This window comes from Alkalibacterium pelagium, from assembly GCF_900109325.1.
In the GTDB taxonomy this organism is placed as follows: Bacteria; Bacillota; Bacilli; order Lactobacillales; family Carnobacteriaceae_A; genus Alkalibacterium; species Alkalibacterium pelagium.
The window spans coordinates 42,246-61,414 of record NZ_FNZU01000014.1 but is presented as its reverse complement, the minus strand read 5'-3'; the positions used below and the strand labels follow the sequence as shown (position 1 = coordinate 61,414).

Annotated in this window: 17 protein-coding genes; all 17 read right to left on the bottom strand. The window is 40.7% G+C overall.

The annotated features are described in order from the left end of the window. Positions 1-127: 127 nt before the first annotated feature. Positions 128-1,945, bottom strand: a complete 1,818-nt coding sequence (gene pepF / locus BMX79_RS10660; RefSeq protein ID WP_091482478.1) for an oligoendopeptidase F — start codon at positions 1,943-1,945, stop codon at positions 128-130. Between the two features lie 116 nt (positions 1,946-2,061). After that, entirely contained in the window at positions 2,062-3,114 is a 1,053-nt protein-coding gene (locus BMX79_RS10655) for a competence protein CoiA (RefSeq protein ID WP_091482476.1), read from the bottom strand. 103 nt (positions 3,115-3,217) lie between these two features. Continuing rightward, a complete protein-coding gene (locus BMX79_RS10650; RefSeq protein ID WP_091482474.1) occupies positions 3,218-3,865 on the bottom strand; it encodes an adaptor protein MecA in 648 nt (215 codons plus the stop codon). Between the two features lie 223 nt (positions 3,866-4,088). Next, a complete protein-coding gene (spxA, locus tag BMX79_RS10645) occupies positions 4,089-4,496 on the bottom strand; it encodes a transcriptional regulator SpxA (protein WP_091482472.1) in 408 nt (135 codons plus the stop codon). A gap of 296 nt (positions 4,497-4,792) precedes the next feature. After that, on the bottom strand, positions 4,793-5,812 hold the full coding sequence (lplA, locus tag BMX79_RS10640; protein WP_091482471.1) for a lipoate--protein ligase: 1,020 nt from the start codon (positions 5,810-5,812) through the stop codon (positions 4,793-4,795). 12 nt (positions 5,813-5,824) lie between these two features. Next, a complete protein-coding gene (locus tag BMX79_RS10635; protein WP_091482469.1) occupies positions 5,825-6,568 on the bottom strand; it encodes an MBL fold metallo-hydrolase in 744 nt (247 codons plus the stop codon). A 139-nt stretch (positions 6,569-6,707) separates the two neighbouring features. Continuing rightward, positions 6,708-8,105, bottom strand: coding sequence for a protoporphyrinogen oxidase (hemG, locus tag BMX79_RS10630; RefSeq protein WP_091482467.1), 1,398 nt, complete (start codon positions 8,103-8,105; stop codon positions 6,708-6,710). Between the two features lie 236 nt (positions 8,106-8,341). After that, positions 8,342-8,701, bottom strand: coding sequence for a 50S ribosomal protein L20 (rplT, locus tag BMX79_RS10625; RefSeq protein ID WP_091264668.1), 360 nt, complete (start codon positions 8,699-8,701; stop codon positions 8,342-8,344). A 34-nt stretch (positions 8,702-8,735) separates the two neighbouring features. Then, positions 8,736-8,936: a 50S ribosomal protein L35 gene (gene rpmI, locus BMX79_RS10620; RefSeq protein ID WP_091264670.1), complete on the bottom strand. Its 201-nt coding sequence runs from the start codon at positions 8,934-8,936 to the stop codon at positions 8,736-8,738. 64 nt (positions 8,937-9,000) lie between these two features. Next, on the bottom strand, positions 9,001-9,504 hold the full coding sequence (gene infC, locus BMX79_RS10615) for a translation initiation factor IF-3 (RefSeq protein WP_091482465.1): 504 nt from the start codon (positions 9,502-9,504) through the stop codon (positions 9,001-9,003). Between the two features lie 251 nt (positions 9,505-9,755). After that, positions 9,756-11,687, bottom strand: coding sequence for a threonine--tRNA ligase (gene thrS / locus BMX79_RS10610; protein ID WP_091482464.1), 1,932 nt, complete (start codon positions 11,685-11,687; stop codon positions 9,756-9,758). 315 nt (positions 11,688-12,002) lie between these two features. Next, a complete protein-coding gene (gene dnaI / locus BMX79_RS10605) occupies positions 12,003-12,938 on the bottom strand; it encodes a primosomal protein DnaI (protein WP_091482462.1) in 936 nt (311 codons plus the stop codon). Further along, complete coding sequence (locus BMX79_RS10600) at positions 12,938-14,326, bottom strand: replication initiation and membrane attachment family protein (RefSeq protein WP_091482460.1); 1,389 nt, start codon at positions 14,324-14,326, stop codon at positions 12,938-12,940. The genes dnaI and BMX79_RS10600 overlap by 1 nt, the downstream gene beginning before the upstream one ends. A gap of 25 nt (positions 14,327-14,351) precedes the next feature. After that, positions 14,352-14,816 carry a transcriptional regulator NrdR gene (gene nrdR, locus BMX79_RS10595; RefSeq protein ID WP_091482457.1) on the bottom strand — a complete coding sequence of 155 codons (465 nt, stop codon included), beginning with the start codon at positions 14,814-14,816 and terminating at the stop codon, positions 14,352-14,354. 60 nt (positions 14,817-14,876) lie between these two features. Beyond that, entirely contained in the window at positions 14,877-15,473 is a 597-nt protein-coding gene (gene coaE, locus BMX79_RS10590; RefSeq protein ID WP_091482455.1) for a dephospho-CoA kinase, read from the bottom strand. 16 nt (positions 15,474-15,489) lie between these two features. Then, a complete protein-coding gene (gene mutM / locus BMX79_RS10585; protein ID WP_091482454.1) occupies positions 15,490-16,311 on the bottom strand; it encodes a DNA-formamidopyrimidine glycosylase in 822 nt (273 codons plus the stop codon). A 66-nt stretch (positions 16,312-16,377) separates the two neighbouring features. Further along, complete coding sequence (gene polA / locus BMX79_RS10580; RefSeq protein ID WP_091482453.1) at positions 16,378-19,065, bottom strand: DNA polymerase I; 2,688 nt, start codon at positions 19,063-19,065, stop codon at positions 16,378-16,380. Positions 19,066-19,169 lie beyond the last annotated feature (104 nt).

The following is a 19,169-nucleotide window of genomic DNA, read 5'->3' as shown; positions in this document are numbered from 1 at the left end:
AAATCAGGCCCTTCCTTCATGAGATGTGAAGCAGGTCCTGATTTTTTATTGAAATGAAACAATGGGCGATTGGTCTGTTGTCTCTTTTTTTGATGGTCGGTTTATATCAATCCTTGTGCTTTTATTCTTACCCTTTTATTGCTTCAAGAGCCTCTTCCAGTTCGTTCAGTCTGTCTTCAAAAACTTTCATGGCTCTTAAGAGATAATCTTTGTCGGTCATGTCCACACCGGCTTTTTTCATGACCTCAATAGGGAAGTCGGAACTGCCAGCTTTGAGATAAGTGAGGTATTTATCCAGTGCACCTTCTTCGTCATTAAGCAATTTATCCGCTAGTGCAGTTGCTGCACAGAAACCAGTTGAATACTGATACACGTAGTAATTGTAATAGAAATGCGGGATACGTGCCCATTCAAATTGAATTTCTTCATCCTTTTCAACTGCATCGCCATAATATTTGCTGTTTATTGCACGGTAGTTTTCGCTGAGGAAATCAGCTGTCAGAGGGACCCCCTTAGCCGCTTCTTCATGCATGAAATGTTCGAATTCAGCAAATTGTGTCTGCCGGAAAACTGTCCCTTTAAACCCGTCAAGGTAGTGACTGAGTACATAAGCTCGTGCTTTAGGATCTTCTGTTGTTTTAAGAAGATGATCAGTCAGCAAGTTTTCATTTGTTGTTGATGCAATTTCCGCAAGAAAAATAGAGTAGTTTCCATATACATGAGGCTGATTATTCCGAGTAAAGTAGCTGTGTGCACTGTGACCCAGTTCATGAACCAGAGTATACAAATGATTAAGTGAATCATGCCAGTTTAAGAGGATATAAGGATTTGTATCATAGGCTCCAGAGGAATACGCGCCGCTTCGTTTCCCTTTATTCTCGACTACATCGATCCAGCTGTCATTAAAGGCTTTGTCCAGCACATCTTTATATTCTCCACCCAGGACTTCCAAGCCATCATAAGTCTTGGCTTTCGCTTCATCGTAGTTATACTTCAAGCTTGCTTCACCTGTTATAGGGGTATACAGATCATACATGTGAAGGTCATCCAGTTTAAGCACGTTCTTACGAAGTTCCATATATCTATGAAGCAGAGGAAGATGATCATTTACAACATCGATCAGTGTGTCATGCACAGCTTCTGGAATGTGATTGTTTGACAAAGCATTCTCTCTTGCAGAAGAATAGTTGTGCACTTTTGCCTGATAGTTGTGATGCTTAACTGTAGCAGCCAGTGTGCTGGCAAACGTATTCTTGAAACTAGTGTAGACACTGTACATTTTTTCAAATGCTTCTTTTCTGACACTTCGGTCCGTGCTTTCCATCAGTTCACCGAACATTCCGTGAGACAGCTGAACATCTTCTCCCTGATCGTTCTTGACCTTCGGAAACTGCAGATCAGCATTGTTGAGTACGCTGAACGTCTGGGTTGACGAATTAAGTACTTCGCTTGCGCCAGCAAGTAATGCTTCCATTTCAGAAGATAGAACGTGTGCTTTGTTGGCGGTCATCTGATTGATATAATGCTTGTACAGTTTTAGCTCGTCTTCTTTTTCGAAATACTCTTCAAGTGTCTCTTCCGGGAGTTCAATCACTTCAGGTTCGAACCATGAAGAAGATTCCTGAGTCTGAGCTATCAGATATCTGGCTTTATCATTCATCGCCTGATAGGTGCTGTTGGCTGTATCCTGATCATTTTTCAGATGTGCGTATACATAGATCGAGCTAACTTTTCTTGACAGTTCAAGCATAGCCTTCAAAGCATGTAAGAATGGTCCGGATCCATTTACAAGAGTCCCTTGCAGGTCTTTGATTTCACTGATTTTTTCTTGAGTCGCTTTATAGTCTTCTTCCCATTTCTCATCGTTTTCATATATTACTGATAAATCCCATGTTAGTTCTTTAGGTACTTCTTCTCTTAAAGGTAATGATTTGACCTCTGACATGCATTTCCCTCCTGATAATTTAAGAATAATTTAATGATAACATAATTTATATTTGATTAGAATAATCAATTTATGCAAGAATGTCATATCTTTGTCTGTAACATCTCATTTACTTATCAGCTCCGCTGGCGCCATTTGTATTTTTGAATCTGAACGAGTATTCCACTTTCTGTCAGCTGATCAAGAAAAGATACAATTGGTGACATGACTGTGTCTGAAAGGATGTTGGGTACCGTAAAATAGACAATCAGACGCATCTCGATCCACTTATCTATTGTTGCTCTTAATTGACGTTCAGTGATGACAGTGAAACGGGACTTGGTGGTGATTAGCTGATAGATCCTCAGCTTCCATTCCACTGCAGGAGTACTGATCAACCAATCCGTTTCGAGTCGAGTGAATATAACTACAGGTAATAAATCTAGTCTGATCTGACCTTCATATACCAGCTGAAAGAATGCTCGGTGTCTCTTATCTCTAATTTGTCTTTTCCAGTTCAGATATGTTAGGGCTTTATCTTTATCCGGTTTGTTGCTGCTTGCTGAAATGTCCGAACACCAACAGGTCGATCTTTCATTCGTCAGAACTGACACTGCAGAGGGCATTATTTCATAGACTAGAGGATCGAACTTTCTGTAACAGCGAATCTCTCCAGTCCATACATCATAATGAAGGAAGGCAAATACCCCAGGCGCAATGTCAAAGATCATGGCACGCTGAAGAGAGGTCAACCTATGTGTATTCGCCAGTCTGCTTCCTGCAAGCCATATGACTTTTCTTCCTGACTTCTGATACCCCTGAGTCCTCCTGACTATCTCCGATACTGTGATTGGGCTGCACTGAAATTCGATTGCAAATTCTTCTCCCTGATAAATCGCCAGCACATCTGGTCTCTGATTTAAATCCTGTAACTGAGCCTCTATCTCTACTTTAACTTCCTCTTGCTTAAAAGCTTGATACAGTGCAGTTTTTCCTTTAAGATGTTCTTCAGTCTCCCCTTCTGAAAACGATGAACAGGTGCTTTTATTTGCATGGGCAAAGTGAGCGATCATCCGTGTCCCTTTTTTCAGGATGACAGGCCCCTCACATCCTGGACACGTATATGATCCTGTCTTATCTGCCTTAGAAGCCTTGATCAGCTGAGCAGATGAATTTCTGGCTATAAGCATATATCTTCCTCCTGGAAAGTAATTTCTATATATACTATTACCCTTTTATTAAAATACTCATCAAAAAAGACCACAAAGATATCATCTCTGTGGTCTCTCGTTATCAATTAAAATAGTATCTGGTCATTTCCAGGGCGTTAGTCTTCATTATCTGATCAGCATATTCATTGAGTACATCAGAGGATATCGTACTCTTCTCTCCATACTCCAGAGCTACGGCAAGTTCTTCTTCACTTGTCTTTTCATTCATTTCTTCAATAAAGAAAATCAGGTGAAGATAATACTGTCCTTTGTACGTGAACAGGTTTGATGCGCCACTTTCCATATGAAAAGATTGGGCTAACTGTATCATCTGTTCAAAATTGTTAAGGACAATAATTGCCTCTTTAGTTTCATTATCATCCAGACTGTACTCTTCCACTTCGTCTGTGATTTCATGTCCACTCTCATCTGAATGACTGCCAAGAGATGCATCACCTAGTCCAGTAAGCTGGTTCATTTCTTCTTTAAAATTAGCACCCTTACTGATGAAAAGTTCGAGACCGTTGTTGTTAGGCATGACTTGGAAAGTGACTGCTTCTGATTCCTGAAATTCTTCATCAATATCAACTTCTTCCAATATACTATAGAAGAATTTTTCGATTTGCTTCTGATTTCCTAACAGGTCCAGGAATGTAATCCCACGTTCTTCTAGATCTGTATTTTCGATGACCACTCGTATAGTGTCTTCATTGATATGTTCAATTTCCATTATCCCGCACCTCGCAATTCTGTGGAGAACAGTTCCTCCATCTGGGATGATATAACATTTTTTATATACAAAAACAGTCCAGATCGACTGCACTTAGATTATTATACAAAAGCTGGCCTTCAAATACAAGCTATGACGATTACATTGTGCTTTTTTATTCGTATAAGGTCAAAAAGAACCGACTCACTGTCGATTCTTTTCCATTTAATAAAATGAGTTAAACTTATACTTGTGATAAAGCTACCAGTTTCTGAGCCTTTTCCAGTTCCATTGCTCTGACCTCTCGAGGAACAAACTGACGTATTTCATCTTCATTGTACCCGATTTGAAGTCTTCGGTCATCAATGATAATCGGTCTTCTGATCAATGTCGGATTTTCCTGAATAACTTCGAACAGTTCTTTTAATGAAAGTTCTTCAAGATCAATATCCAGTTCTTTAAATGCTTTGGAACGTGTAGAAATAATATCTTCCGTTCCGTCTTCTGTCAGTCTCATAATTGCTTTTATCTCTTCAATTTTTAAAGGTTCGTGAGCCATGTTTTTTTCGTGGTAAGGGATATCGTACTCCTCAAGCCATGCCTTTGCTTTTCTGCATGATGTGCAACTTGGTGTTGTGAATAATGTGACCATTATGTATTTCTCCCTTCATATCTAACGGTTCTCTTAACTGTTTGTCATCTGCTACACTTAATACTATAGAGTAATTGTGAACAGTTGTAAACCCTATTTGTCATATTTTTGTCTTATTTTTTATTTTTTTTGCATCAAAGCTGGGGGACGCTTGGTATTATAGGTTTTCCGTATATCTTATACTTAAATAACACTTTGCTCAGATTATAATAATTATAATCTGATGTATTCTTTAGACACAAAAAGCTCTATCCCAGTTAAAAACTGAAATGGAGCTTTTACTTAATGAATAGGCCTTAGTATAAAAGGTCAACAAGCTCATCAATCTCAACATTCCCAAAATAGGTTTGGGTATCGATATCCTTTAATGCGCGAGTGATGGCTTCACGGGTATACGGAATACCTTGCAAATCTTTTTCAACATCTTCAATTTCTCCCATACCAAAGAAGTCTCCAAAAATACGAATGTCTTCGATTTTTCCTTTTCTTACATTCATTTTAACTTCAACTGTTCCGACTGAAAGACGTTCACTTCTTTCAGTATCAAAGGAAGGAGATTTACCATAGTTCCAATCCCAGTTAGCTGTATACTGTTCAGCGAACGCTTCAATCTTGACCCAGTCCTCGTCTTTTAAAACATACTCTTTAATGTCTTCGGACTTATCAGTATCAAATATATAAAGCAGCAGCTTATCTCTGAAATCTTTTGCATTCATAAACTGATAAGAGTCATCTAAATATGGTTTGATGTTCGTCACTCTGCTTCGGATGGATTTGATCCCTTTAGATTCCAATTTATGCTTTTTAGGTTTAAGTGCCTTGACCACTGCTTCTATTTCAGAATCGAACATCAACGTGCCGTGTGCAGTCAAGCGGTTATTTTTAGCATACATGGCATTACCTGAGAATTTTTTACCATCAATGACCAGATCATTTCTTCCACGCAGCTCTGCTCCTTCTACCCCCATCTGATGAAGCGCATCTATGACAGGAGAAGTAAATTTCTTGAAGTCTCTAAAAGAGTTCCCGTCATCTTTAGTCAGAAAACAGAAATTCAGTACGCCCATATCATGATAGACTGCTCCCCCACCAGAGAAACGGCGTACGACAGTCACATCGTTTTCGTCTACATATGATGTGTTGACTTCTTCATATGTGTTCTGGTTTCTACCGACAATGATTGAGTTATCGTTAATATAAAACAGAAGGATCGGCTCATCCAGTTCCACTTCATTCAATAAATAATATTCAATTGCTAGGTTGATTCTTGGATCGTGGATTTCTTTTCCATTTCTCTGGTTTTTTACATAATACATATATAGTTCTCCTTAAATATTATAGTGTTTATCTTTTTCAGCGAGCTGGACAGTTGTGCGCGGGCACTCTTCCTGAGCCTGCTGGATCAGATTGTTCCAGTCTCCAGTTTGAGGAAGATGGGAAAGTATCAGGTTAGATACGCCAGCTTTTGAAGCAATCTGTCCGCATTCCTTTGCAGTCATGTGGACAGTATGATTTTCCATGCCTTTGTAGAAATTACTATCTGCCAGAAGATAATCGGCAGATTCACAGAATGGGATAAAATCTTCGATAAATCCTGAATCTGCAGTATACACGAGTACTTTACCGGTCTTTCTTTCAGTAATCCTAAAAGCGTAACAAGGAACAGGATGAAGAGTCTTTAAGTGCTCGATATCAAACGGCCCAATTGTCAGCTTGGGCTCTTCATTATATGGTATCCCCTCACTAACGTTTTCTAAAGTCATCTGTTCAAAGTGAGCAGCATCTTCGTTATGGCAGTAAATTGGAAGCATGTGAGCTCTATTGCCGTGCTCATCCCTTTTCAGCAGTCTAGTAAATTGCAGAACACCTAAATCCGCAATATGATCGTGATGATAGTGAGACAATAATACAGCATCAAGCTCTAGCGGATCGACATATTTTTCCATTGTCAGCAGACTGTAACTTCCCGCATCCAGAAGCAAGTGAAAATTATCAGATTCCAGTAGATAAGAACTCGTTCCTATGTTATCAGTAGGATAACCACCATAGAACCCCAGTACAGTCAGTTTCATTTTACAGACTCCTCCTTGTAATGATTATCTATATTTATAGAATACGTGAATTTGAAAAAAAAACAACCGATGCTGTACTCTTCTGTACACGATCGGCTGTTTTTGGATCCCAGTTCACTTATAAAAACGAATGGGAAAACTATATTGTATTTTTTAAATAGTCGATGACCAATTCGGCTGTTTTATTTCCTTGTCGAATACAGTTGTTTACACCAAATCCGTCCATTCCATTACCAATAAGATACAGTCCGGGATATTTATCTTTAAGAAACTCATTGAGATTTTTGGTCCGTTCTTCATGATTAACGCTGAACTGAGGGATGGCATTAGGCCACCGCTTGATGATACGGTAATTCGGATCAACATTAATTGACAGCATTTTGTTAAGATCTTTAAGTATTGCTTCTTCAATCTGCTTGTTACTTAGTGACATCATAATACTATCCGAGCTTCTGCCGAAGTAGACTCCTAATAATTCTTCATCTTTATGTGCATGGTGTGCCCATTTTTTATTCAGCCACACGATGCTTTGTATATATGAATTATTACGTCTGACTGACAGTACGCCGTTTCCTTCAGGAGGATTCTTGATAGCTCCTTTCGGAAAACTGAAAAGGACAAATCCTATGGATCCCATCTTGATTTCCTTAAAGTAGTCACTTAATTCGATGTCTGAAAAAATCTGATTATAAGCTCCAGAATCAGTAGCTACGACAACACTATCTACTCTAAGCTGCTCTTTTTTATTAATGTCGACAATATAGGTATGACTGATGCTTTTTTTTATATCCGTTACTTTCTTTGAATACCTGATGTCCTCTTCAAGACTTTGAGACAATTCACGTGTGAGAGTCTCTAGCCCATCTTTAAATGTCAGATAATTGCCATCTCCATCAATTAGTTCAGGATGAGCTTCAAGTGCTTTAGTAATAGTTCCATGTTCCTTTTCGAGAGCAAACAATGGTTCATTTAATCCCTTGATACCTATTTCATCAATTTCACTAGAATAGACCTTAGATATATATGGTTCAGCAGCATATTCAGCTACCTCATCTCCTACACGTTGAGCAAAGTAGTCACGAGTTGATACTTCTTCTGATTCTTCAGTTCTGGAAAAATATGTATCTTTCAGGAAAGACAGTTTCCCCTGAAAAGAAATCAGATCGAATTTCCATATGTCTGTTCTTTTTACTGGAATTCCCTTATAAGTATCGCTGTCGAGCTGATAAAGCTTATTGAATGCATAGATATCAGGCTTTCCATTCTGACTGTATTCCACCTGGTCCTCTAGTCCTAATTCTTTAATCAGTCCGACTGCATCCGGCAGGCGCGTGTCTATAGACTCAGCACCCAGATCGATGAACTGTTCTCCGAATTTCATGGTATATAATTTTCCACCGGAACGGATAGAAGACTCCAGGACGATGACTTCGAAAGGAAGATCCTGTTCTTTAATTATTTTCTGCAAGCGATAGGCAACTGTCAGACCGGTAATGCCGCTGCCGACAACTGCGATTCTTTTCTTAGCCTTCTCCATTCTGGACACACCCCTTACCTGAACGTATTTGTCTTACATATAACTAACATAACTACATATAACTGATCGAAAAGCTTATGTATAGTAATTTTTTTTCATAAACTCCTCTTGATAGGAATATCTTTTACATTATACCATGAAGTTCTGATAAAGGAACGTAAATTTTGTTTCAATTATTTTGAAAAAGAAAACCTTATAACAACCAGTTATAAACTGATTGTTATAAGGCAAGTGAATTAACCGTTTAAAGCATCTTTTGCTTTATCTGTCAGAGCTGAAAATGCATCAGCATCGTTTACAGCCAAGTCAGCCAGCATTTTACGGTTCATGTCGATTTCAGCTAATTTAAGTCCGTGCATGAATTTAGAGTAGCTTAATCCGTTCATACGTGCTGCAGCGTTGATACGTGCAATCCATAGTTTACGGAAGTTACGCTTGTTCTGTTTACGGTCTCTGTAAGCATACATGTATGATTTCATTACTTGCTGTTTTGCAACTTTGAACAAGCGATGTTTAGCACCATAATATCCTTTAGCTAATTTTAATACGCGATTACGGCGTCTGCGAGTGACGACTCCACCTTTTACTCGTGCCATTGTTTTTCCTCCTTCAATACAATCCTAGAATCTATTATTTCATTTTAGCAAGCTGCTGCTTGATGCGTTTGTAGTCACTATTAGAAACCAGTGCTGATTTACGCAGTTTACGTTTCTGTTTCTGAGTCTTATTCGCAAACATGTGGCTTGTTTTTGCGTGACTTCTTTTCAGTTTACCAGTACCAGTTCTTTTGAATCGTTTTGCTGAACCTTTATGCGTTTTTTGCTTAGGCATTTTTGATTTCCTCCAATACTCTTCTATATAATGATCAGAAAATAACTACATCACAGTTATTTCTTTATTTTTCACTTTTCGGTGCGAGCATCAAGAACATGCTACGGCCATCCATCTTAGCCTTTGATTCGACTTGTGAAATATCAGATGCTTTTTCAGCCATGCGTTCCAGTACTTCACGTCCAATGTCCTTGTGAGTGATTGCTCGTCCTCTGAAACGGATAGAGACTTTGACTTTATCGCCTTTTTCCAGAAACTTACGAGCGTTACGCAATTTCGTATCAAAATCATGGTCGTCGATCGTTGGACTCAAACGAATCTCTTTGATGTTGACAATTTTCTGATTCTTTCTTGCTTCACGTTCCTTTTTCTGCTGTTCATAGCGATACTTGCCGTAGTCCATTACACGAGCAACTGGTGGTTTAGCATTAGGCGAGACTAGAACAAGGTCCATATTGGCTTCCTCTGCTAATCTTAGTGCCTCTTTACGCTGGACTACACCTATCTGTTCACCGTCTTTTCCGATCAAACGTACTTCATTTGCACGAATACGGTCGTTGACAATCATGTCTTTAGCTATGGTGGTCACCTCCAAAGTATTTGCGAGAAAAGCACAGAAAAAGGCGGGACTTCTATTTGCATAGAAATTTCCCGCCTGTTCTCCGCATCAGGCATACTCAAGCGCATGCCTTATATATACGTGTCCATATCTGCCCATGAACAGATGTCCATAAGGCGAGAAGCGGGGGCTTCTGCTTTGTTTTCTCAACTTTTATATAATATCACAACGAATACCCTATGTCAAATGGATCGTGACATTTATTTCGTATTCTCTTCTACCATCTGCTGAATGAAATCCTCTATAGCAAGAGTGTTAGTCTGTTTTTCACCGTATTTACGGACAGCTACTGAATTATCAGCCATCTCATTGTCTCCGATAACGAGCTGATAAGGAATCTTGAGTGTCTGAGCTTCTCGGATTTTGTATCCCATCTTCTCGTTTCGATTATCGACTTCTATTCGTAAGCCTTTGGCTGCCAGTCTGTTTTTCAGCTGTTCTGCAAACTCGCCATGGATATCAAGATTGACAGGAATGATTTTAGCCTGTACAGGTGCCAGCCATGTCGGGAATGCACCTTTGTATCGTTCTATCAGGTATGCAACAAAACGTTCCATCGTCGATACGACTCCACGGTGGATAACGACTGGTCGATGAGAATCCTGTCCATCTTCCCCAACGTACGTCAGGTCGAACCGTTCTGGCAGAAGGAAATCAAGCTGAACAGTAGAGAGAGTTTCTTCTATACCCATTGCAGTTTTGACTTGAACGTCAAGTTTAGGACCATAAAATGCAGCTTCCCCTGTTGCCTCGAAGTATTCCAGGCCAAGATCGTCAAGTGTTTCTTTCAACATAGACTCAGCTTTCATCCACATGGCATCATCGTCAAAGTACTTTTCAGTATTTTCAGGGTCTCTATAACTCAGTCTGAAGCGGTAATCTTTAATGTCAAAGTCTTCATACACAGCAAGCATAAGTTTGACAACTCGGCTGAACTCCTCTTTGATCTGATCCGGACGAACAAACACGTGGGCATCGTTCAGTGTCATTTCACGTACGCGCTGCAAGCCTGACAAAGCCCCGCTCTTCTCATAGCGGTGCATCTGTCCCAGTTCAGCGATGCGAATCGGCAGGTCACGGTAACTTCTGACATCATCTTTAAAGACCATCATATGATGCGGACAGTTCATTGGGCGAAGAACAAGCATTTCCCCGTCACCCATATCCATTGGTGGAAACATGTCTTCATGGTAATGATCCCAGTGGCCTGAACGCTTGTAAAAGTCAACGTTTGCCATGATTGGAGTATAGACATGCTGATAACCCAAGCTAATTTCCTTGTCTGTAATGTATCGTTCAATTACACGTCTGATCGTAGCTCCCTTAGGAAGCCAGAACGGCAGACCTGAACCGACCTCTGGTGACAACATGAAAAGTTCCAGCTCTTTACCTAATTTACGGTGATCCCGCTGCTTTGCTTCTTCCCGCATCTTGAGGTACTCTTTCAGTGCTTTTTTATCAAAAAACGCTGTCCCGTATACACGCTGCATCATTTTATTGTCAGAGTTCCCTCTCCAGTAAGCCCCTGCAAGGGATAATAGTTTAAAGACTTGTATCCGACCTGTAGAAGGCACATGTACACCACGACACAGGTCGACAAATTCTCCCTGTTCATAGACAGTCAATTCTTCATTCTCTGGAAGATCTTTGATCAGTTCCTGTTTATAAGGGTCATCTTTAAACAGGTCAAGAGCTTCTGCTCTAGATATTTCTTTTCGAATGATAGGCAGATTTTCTTTTACGATCGCCATCATTTCGTTTTCAATTCTTTCCAGATCTTCATCAGTAATCGGCTGCTCAGTATCTGTATCATAATAAAACCCATTTTCTATAGCGGGCCCTACTCCGAATGACACATCCGGATACAGACGTTTAATTGCCTGAGCCATTAGATGGGCAGTAGAGTGTCTTAAAACTGACAGAGCATCTTCATGATCAGGCGTAACGATTTCAAGTGCTCCGTCTTCATTCAGTTCACGACTGAAATCGACCAGTTCACCATTCCATTTAGCGGCCAGCCCTTTTTTTTCAAGTGACTTGGCAATCCCACCAGCAATCTCTTTAGGCGTTGTGCCTTTAGAAACTTCCTTTGAAGAGCCATCCGGTAAAATAACATTAATCATTTCCGACATTCCAATTCCTCCTATTTTCATTAAAAAAGTCCCATTGAATAAGCTGTCTTATCCAATGGGACGTTTAATATACGTGGTTCCACCCAAGTTTATAGAACAGCAATGAGCCATTCTAATCTCTTCGCTCTTTAACGCAGAGTATACGGCAGATCCTACTCTATTCGGACCGGCACTCGAAAGGGGTCATCCGTTCATTAATGGAAGATTTTCAGCCGGGATCTTCCTCTCTTTTAATTACTGTTGAACGATGGTGTCTTTCTCAAAGTGGTATTATTCTTGATATAGATAGTACTTTATCACTTTTTGCAGGGCAAATCAACTTTTATTTTGACGTCGATTATCTCCTGACATTTCCACTTCCTCAGACAGAAAACGGATACGCTCCATAATCCGCTTCGCTTTAAGAGGCTCTCTTTCACCCCGTTGCGTCACACTCAGGTGTTCTTTTTCAAGCTGATCCATACTGAAGTTTGATGTAAAGAATGTCGGCAGCTCTTCCTGCATCCTGAATTGAAGAATGACACCAAGTACATCATCTCTTATCCAGGACGACATGGAATCTGCTCCAATATCATCGATCATCAGTATCTTCGCGCGTTTGAGTTTTTCCATCTTATCTTCTGTCGTATTATTCCCGATAGCGTTTTTCATTTCAACTGCAAAGGTAGGAAAATGAACCAGCGTAGTTGAATGGCCATGCTGCGACAGTTCATGAGCCATGGCCCCCAGAAGGAAAGTCTTACCTACACCAAATGGTCCTTGAAGATAGAGACCTTTATGATATGAACGAGGCGATTCAAGATAGTCATCTATAAATGTAATTGCCTTCTCAAAAGCAGCCTGACGTTTTCTTGTCGCTTCAAATTCTTCAAGTCTGGCATTTTTGAGATCTTTCGGCATATAAAGGGATTTTATCCTGTTTTTGATCTTAACTTCCTTTTGCCGTGAAAGAAGTTCTCGTGTAGGCACATAAGTCACGTCGATACGATGATTGTTCAGGATGAGCTTGGGTTCATATCCCGGAGCCAGGCTGTTACTCCTGTTCTGCACTTTTTTCTTTTCGGATACAAATTCGTATAGTTCAGAAGCACTTCTTTCAATAGCTTCTTTTGATAATGCTTCTTTATGCTCAGCAAGAAATTCTCTTACGTCCGGATCACTCATGACATCTTTTTTCATGATCTGACTGAACATGTCGCTGACTTTTCCTGAATCCATCAGTTTAGCCAGCTGATCTTTTATACTATCCATTATGATTCACCACTTTTCCTGTTGCGGATTCGTTTAAGTCTTTCTTTGTAAGCTTCCTCTTCCTCTGAACTGAGTCGTTCATCTTTTCCAGAGTCTTCCACAGCCCAGTCAGGAAGGGTTTCCTGTCGAGCATGAGATGCATTTTTCCGACTTTTGGAATAATTACCTTTGGGTGCTGCTTTCTGATTTTTCTGGCTGAATGACGCATAAAGCTGTTTTACTTTCTGCATAGCATCTTCAGGTGTTTTAACCTGACTCTGTGCCCAATCATTGGCTATTTTAGTTGCAAGACCTTTTTCTATGCTAGGTGAATTCTTGATGATTAGCAGATAGTTCAAAAGAATATTTATCACCGCTGTAGTTAACGGCGCATTCTCAACAAGTTCTTTCAGCAGCCACGTTTCATTAGAAGAGACGAATCCACCTTTCTGTCGTTTGATCGACTTCAGATAAGCATAAGGACTCACCTGCTCTGAATGCAGGATAATTTCTATTTCTTCTTTTGAAAATCCTTTTTGCTCGAGCTGTCTTACTCTATGACCACTCTCTTGAGTTAAGTCCTGGGACGCTTTCCTTCGGCTACTGGACTTCTGTAAATACTCTTTTTGTATTAGAGAAGTCAGCTTCTGATCATCTACCTGACCTGTGTTTAAATCTGCTGCTTCAAGTACAAATTTCTGCATCTCCAGCTCATTGATATTATATAAGGTATGAAAGGTATAAATCAGTCGTTTGAGATCAGTTGTGATTGATGAGCGGCTGATATAATTCTTGTTCAGACCTTCAATGAAAAACGACCAGTCGAATCGTTCGGCTGCCATAATCTGATCACTGATCGCAGTCGACCGTTCCTCCGCATCTTCATTTTCAGAAGCTTCACTCATTTTCTTCATATCCACATGGATGACATCAAGAAATGACTTAGTGACTTCTTTGTATTCAGTCAACCTTCCATCATGAACCTTGAATCTTTTTTGCAAGTCGTCTGTCAGTCGCTCACCTACTTTTTCAGTGAGCATCATCTTCATCATCGGATCTTTGAAGAACTGTTCAGGCAGCATAGGACAACTTAAACCGATAGCAAAACGTGTCGAATCAGAATCATGTACATAGACTCTGATAAGGCCGTAAGCTTCCAGCCTGATTCTTGCCTCGTAAAACTCTTTCACACCACAGTCGAGCTGTACAAGTAAATCAGACAACATCAGATCTTTTTCAATGGTCTGATCGAGTGTTTCTTTAAGTGTCATAAAAAGGCTGACAGCGTCTTTTCCAAGAAGTGGCTGGTATAAGTTATGAAGTGCTCTTATATGCACATCAGATAACATCGTCAACCTGATCAGATGTACGCTGTCTTTAGGGCTCATAGTTTTCCAGGGGTAAGTCATCGTTGATTGATCCTTTCAGCCTTGCTTAATGTTCTTTTCTCTTTTTCTCAAGTTCCTGCATTTCCTGCATAAAGACACCAATATCCTTGAATTGTCTATACACACTTGCAAAGCGGATGTAGGCCACGTCATCCAGTTCTGCCAGTTCTTCCATCACGTATTCTCCAATTTTAGTTGAGGGAACTTCATTGGCTCCATTGTCTCTGATTTTATATTCTACTTTATTTACAATTTTTTCCTGTGCAGCTGCAGCTACAGGTCTTTTTTCACAGGCTCTACGGATGCCTCTCAGTAGTTTCTCACGACTGAATTCTTCTCTATTCCCGTTTTTCTTCACAACAAGGACAGGGCTCTGTTCAATACGTTCAAATGTTGTAAAGCGGAAGAGGCAGTTCTCACATTCTCTCCTGCGTCTAATTGCTTTCCCATCATCTGCCGGTCGGCTGTCCACTACTCTGCTTCCGTTGTGTTGACATTTAGGACAATGCATATTGTTCAGTCCTTTACTATTAAATATTTACTGACAGTATACCACATTTCCAGGCTCTAACTAATACCCATTATAGTCAAGCCAAGTTCTCAGCTGATCTTCCGTTTCCTCAATACTGCCCCTGTTGTCGATGATGACATCTGCTTTTTCAGCCTTGATGTCTATTGATTTCTGTGCATCGATCCGTTTCTGAGCATCTCTATCACTGAGGCCGTCTCTTTTCATCAGCCGTTTCAGCTGAGTCTGCGGGTCAACATAAACCACCATAACTGCATCCACTTCACTTTCAAGCCCAATTTCATAGAGCAGAGGAATATCCAGAACAATCATTGAGTGGTCAGCTTTGATCAGCTTACTTTTTTCATCCCTGATCCAGTTCAGAACATGACTATGAACGGTCTCATTCAGTTTACTTAATTTAGCAGGATCGTTGAACACAATAGCGCCAAGTCCAGTCCGGTCTACCGCTCCGTCTTCTGTTAATATCTCCTGGCCGAATGCCTTCACAACCGCATGGTAGGCTGCCTGACCTGGTTCCATTACGAGTCTGGCTCCCTTATCTGCATCCACTACAGGAATGCCTTGAGACTCAAAGAAGCGGCTGACCGTGGACTTCCCAGTTGCAATACCTCCTGTTAAACCTAGAATAAAAGTCATCGTTTTCCCCCTGTTCCTATGACTGACAGATTGGGCAGTAGTGCGTCCCTCTCTGTGCGATTTTAGTTTTAAGAAATGGTGTATGGCAGATCGGACAGTCGGATCCAACTTTTCCATAGATTTTTAAGCTATTCTGAAAACTGCCTTCTCTTCCGTAAGCGTTGGCGTAAGTTCGGATAGTCGTTCCTCCTGCTTCGACAGCTTCTTTCATTATCCTCACAATCGAGGATCTCAGCACACTGATTTCTTCATCAGTTAGCGAAGAAGCTGAACGATCCGGGCGAACACCTGCATCATACAGAATTTCATCTGCGTAAATATTCCCTACACCTGCTACCAGCTTCTGATCAAGCAGACAAGCTTTTATTACCCGTTTTTTCCCTGAGAGGTAATCTGTCATCCATTTGATGCTCAGATCCTCTTCGACCGGTTCCGGTCCAAGGCTGGTCAGCGAAGGATGGTTTAGCAGGTCCCCTTTATTGATGAGACTCATTTTCCCGAACTTTCTGACGTCAAGATAACGCAGCTCCTGTCCATCATCAAGGCTGAAAATAACATGGGTATGCTTAGTTAACGGAGTCGCTGCTTTTTCTAATCTGAATTTCCCTTCCATCCTCAAATGGCTGATCAAAACATAATCAGTCAGGATAAAAAGAAGAAACTTGCCTCTTCTTCTAATCGTTTCAATTGTCTGGCCTTCCAGTTTTTTCTGGAATAGCCGACTCTCAGGTTCTTTGATAATGTTGTCCCAGCGTACAGTGACTTTGCCGATCGTTCTCTCACTGACGAGATCGACTAAACCATTTCTGACACTTTCAACTTCCGGCAATTCAGGCATATTATTCTCTCATTTCCTTTTGTTTTTTCCAATAAAAGAAGCGAGACTGCTCCCGCTCTTTTAATGCTATTTAGCTTGATACCAGTTATCTCCTGCGCTGCTCTCAACTTTCAGAGGAACAGACAGCTCAACTGTTTTTTCCATCACTTCTTTTACAAGAGATTCCAGCTTGTCCATCTCATGTTCAGGTACTTCGAATATCAGTTCATCGTGAACCTGAAGAAGCATGGTAGCTTCCAGATTTTCTTCTTTCATCCGTTTAGCCATTTCTATCATAGCCATTTTAAGGATGTCTGCCGCACTTCCCTGAATCGGTGTATTCATAGCCGTACGCTCCGCAAAAGATCTTAAATTGAAATTGCGTGAATTGATGTCCGGCAGATACCTGCGACGGTGGAACAATGTTTCGACAAAGCCGTTTTCTTTGGCCTCTCTGATTACAGTGTCAATAAATTCCTTCACACCCGGGAAACGGTCAAAGTACGTATCGATATAGTCTTTTGCTTCCTTACGTGTAATATTCAGGTTCTGTGAAAGACCGTAGTCGCTGATACCGTATACTATTCCGAAATTGACAGCCTTGGCTTCACGCCTCATATCAGATGTAACTTTTTCGGGAGTATCGATATCGAAAACACGCATAGCCGTCGTTGTATGGATATCTTCGTCATCCAGGAAGGCTTTGATCAAATGATCATCTTCTGAAATATGCGCGAGAATACGAAGTTCGATCTGCGAGTAATCCGAGGCAAATATTTTCCAGCCTTTTTCTCTAGGAATAAAGGCTTGACGAATCTTACGCCCTTCCTCAAGACGGACGGGGATATTCTGCAGATTAGGATCCACAGAGCTCAGTCGCCCAGTACGTGCAACGGTCTGAAGATAGCGTGTATGAATCTTGCTCGTCTGCGGATCGATAACTTTCAGCAGCCCCTCAATATAGGTGGACTGTATTTTGGCAATCTGACGATACTGTAGAATATGTTCAACGATTGGTGCCTCATCCTTCAGCTTTTCGAGTACATCCTGTGCAGTAGAATATCCGGTCTTAGTTTTCTTGATGACTGGATAACCCATTTTCTCGAACAATATCACACCCAACTGTTTAGGAGAATTGATATTGAACGTTTCTCCGGCTTCTTCATAAATTCTTTCTTCGATAGATTCAAGCGTCGTACCAAATTCTTCTTTCATTCGTTCCAGCCGCTCTGCGTCGACAGTGATGCCTTGTATCTCCATATCAGCAAGCACTATGGCCAGAGGCAGTTCCATTTCTTTAAGCAGATCTTCCTGCTCGTTTTCTTTCAGCTGTTTGTCCATCGAATCTGACAGATGATAGATGCCTAAAACCTTACGCGCCATATGATCATGCATAAGAGCACTATCTTCAGGCACTTTTATTTTTTTCCCTTTTCCATAAACAACTTCATCAGGCGTGATATGGTCGTAATTATGTTTTCTGGCTACATCAACGATATCCCCACTGCTGCTGTCTTCAGCTGTAAGTAAATAGGACGCTAACATGATATCGAATGTAATGCCTTTAAGGGTCATCCCTTTATTATTCAAAGCGACATAGGTGCGTTTAGCATCATACAGCACTTTACTGCTGTCTTCATCTTCGATCCACGCCTTGAAAGCATCAGATGCAAAAGCAGTCTGAGGATCGGTCACATAAATACTCTCATCATTTCCCCAGGCAATTGAGACGATTTCAGCATGATGATAGTTCTCATTCAACATTTCGATATACATAGCCATATTTGAAGAGAAGTGAGAAGACGACAGTTCATTTAAGAAAGTATATTCGACCTCCACAGCATCTTCGGCCAGCTGCTCCATATATTCTGACGTATCGAGTTTCTGCAAATGAGAATTGAAATCCATTTCTTTATAGAAAGAGATAAGATCCTCCATACTCAATCCGCTGTATGTCAGATTGTCCAGTTTTACTTCAATTGGTGCATTAGTATCGATGGTTGCCAGTTTTTTACTTAGAAATGCCGTTTCCTTCTCATTGATCAGATATTCTTTTCGTTTGGACTTTTTCATCGCTTCGATATTCTCATAAAGGTTCTCAACCGACCCATATTCGTGCAGTAACTTGAGAGCAGTTTTATCACCGATCTTGGTCACTCCTGGAATATTGTCTGAGGCATCTCCTGCCAGTCCTTTCATGTCGATAATCTGAATCGGATCGATTCCCATTTCTTCCTGAATCGACTGTTTGGTGTGTTCTTTTAAGTCGCTGACTCCTTTTTTAGTGATATCCACCCGAATGGCATCCGAAGCAAGCTGAGTAAGGTCCCTGTCTCCGGTCAGAATCACGACCTCAAAACCGTTTTCTTCAGCCTCTTTAGCCAGCGTTCCTATGATGTCATCTGCTTCATAGTTTTCAAGCTGATAGCTCTGCAGACCGAACCCTTTAAGGAGATCTTTCATAAAGGGAATCTGTTCAGAAAATTCAGACGGCATTTTTGACCGACCGCCTTTATAGTCGTCGAAATACTCGTGTCTGAATGTAGTCTTTCCTGCATCAAAAGCCACGAGTGCATGTGTCGGCTGTTCCTTGTTCACAATCACTTCAAGCATGTTATGAAAGCCATAAAGCGCATTGGTGTGCAGTCCGTTTCTATTCTTCATTCGTTCCAGCTGGCTATGCAGACCATAAAAAGCTCTGAATGCCACACTGTGCCCGTCTATGAGCAGTAATTTCTTTTTATCAGCCAATCTTTTCAACTCCCAGTTATTCATCCTAAACCTATAGTATCAAAATTTGTGCAATAGAAAAAGAGAACGTCCTTAAACTCCCTATACAATAAGTATTATACCACTATTGTATGCAGAGGGAGCTTGAA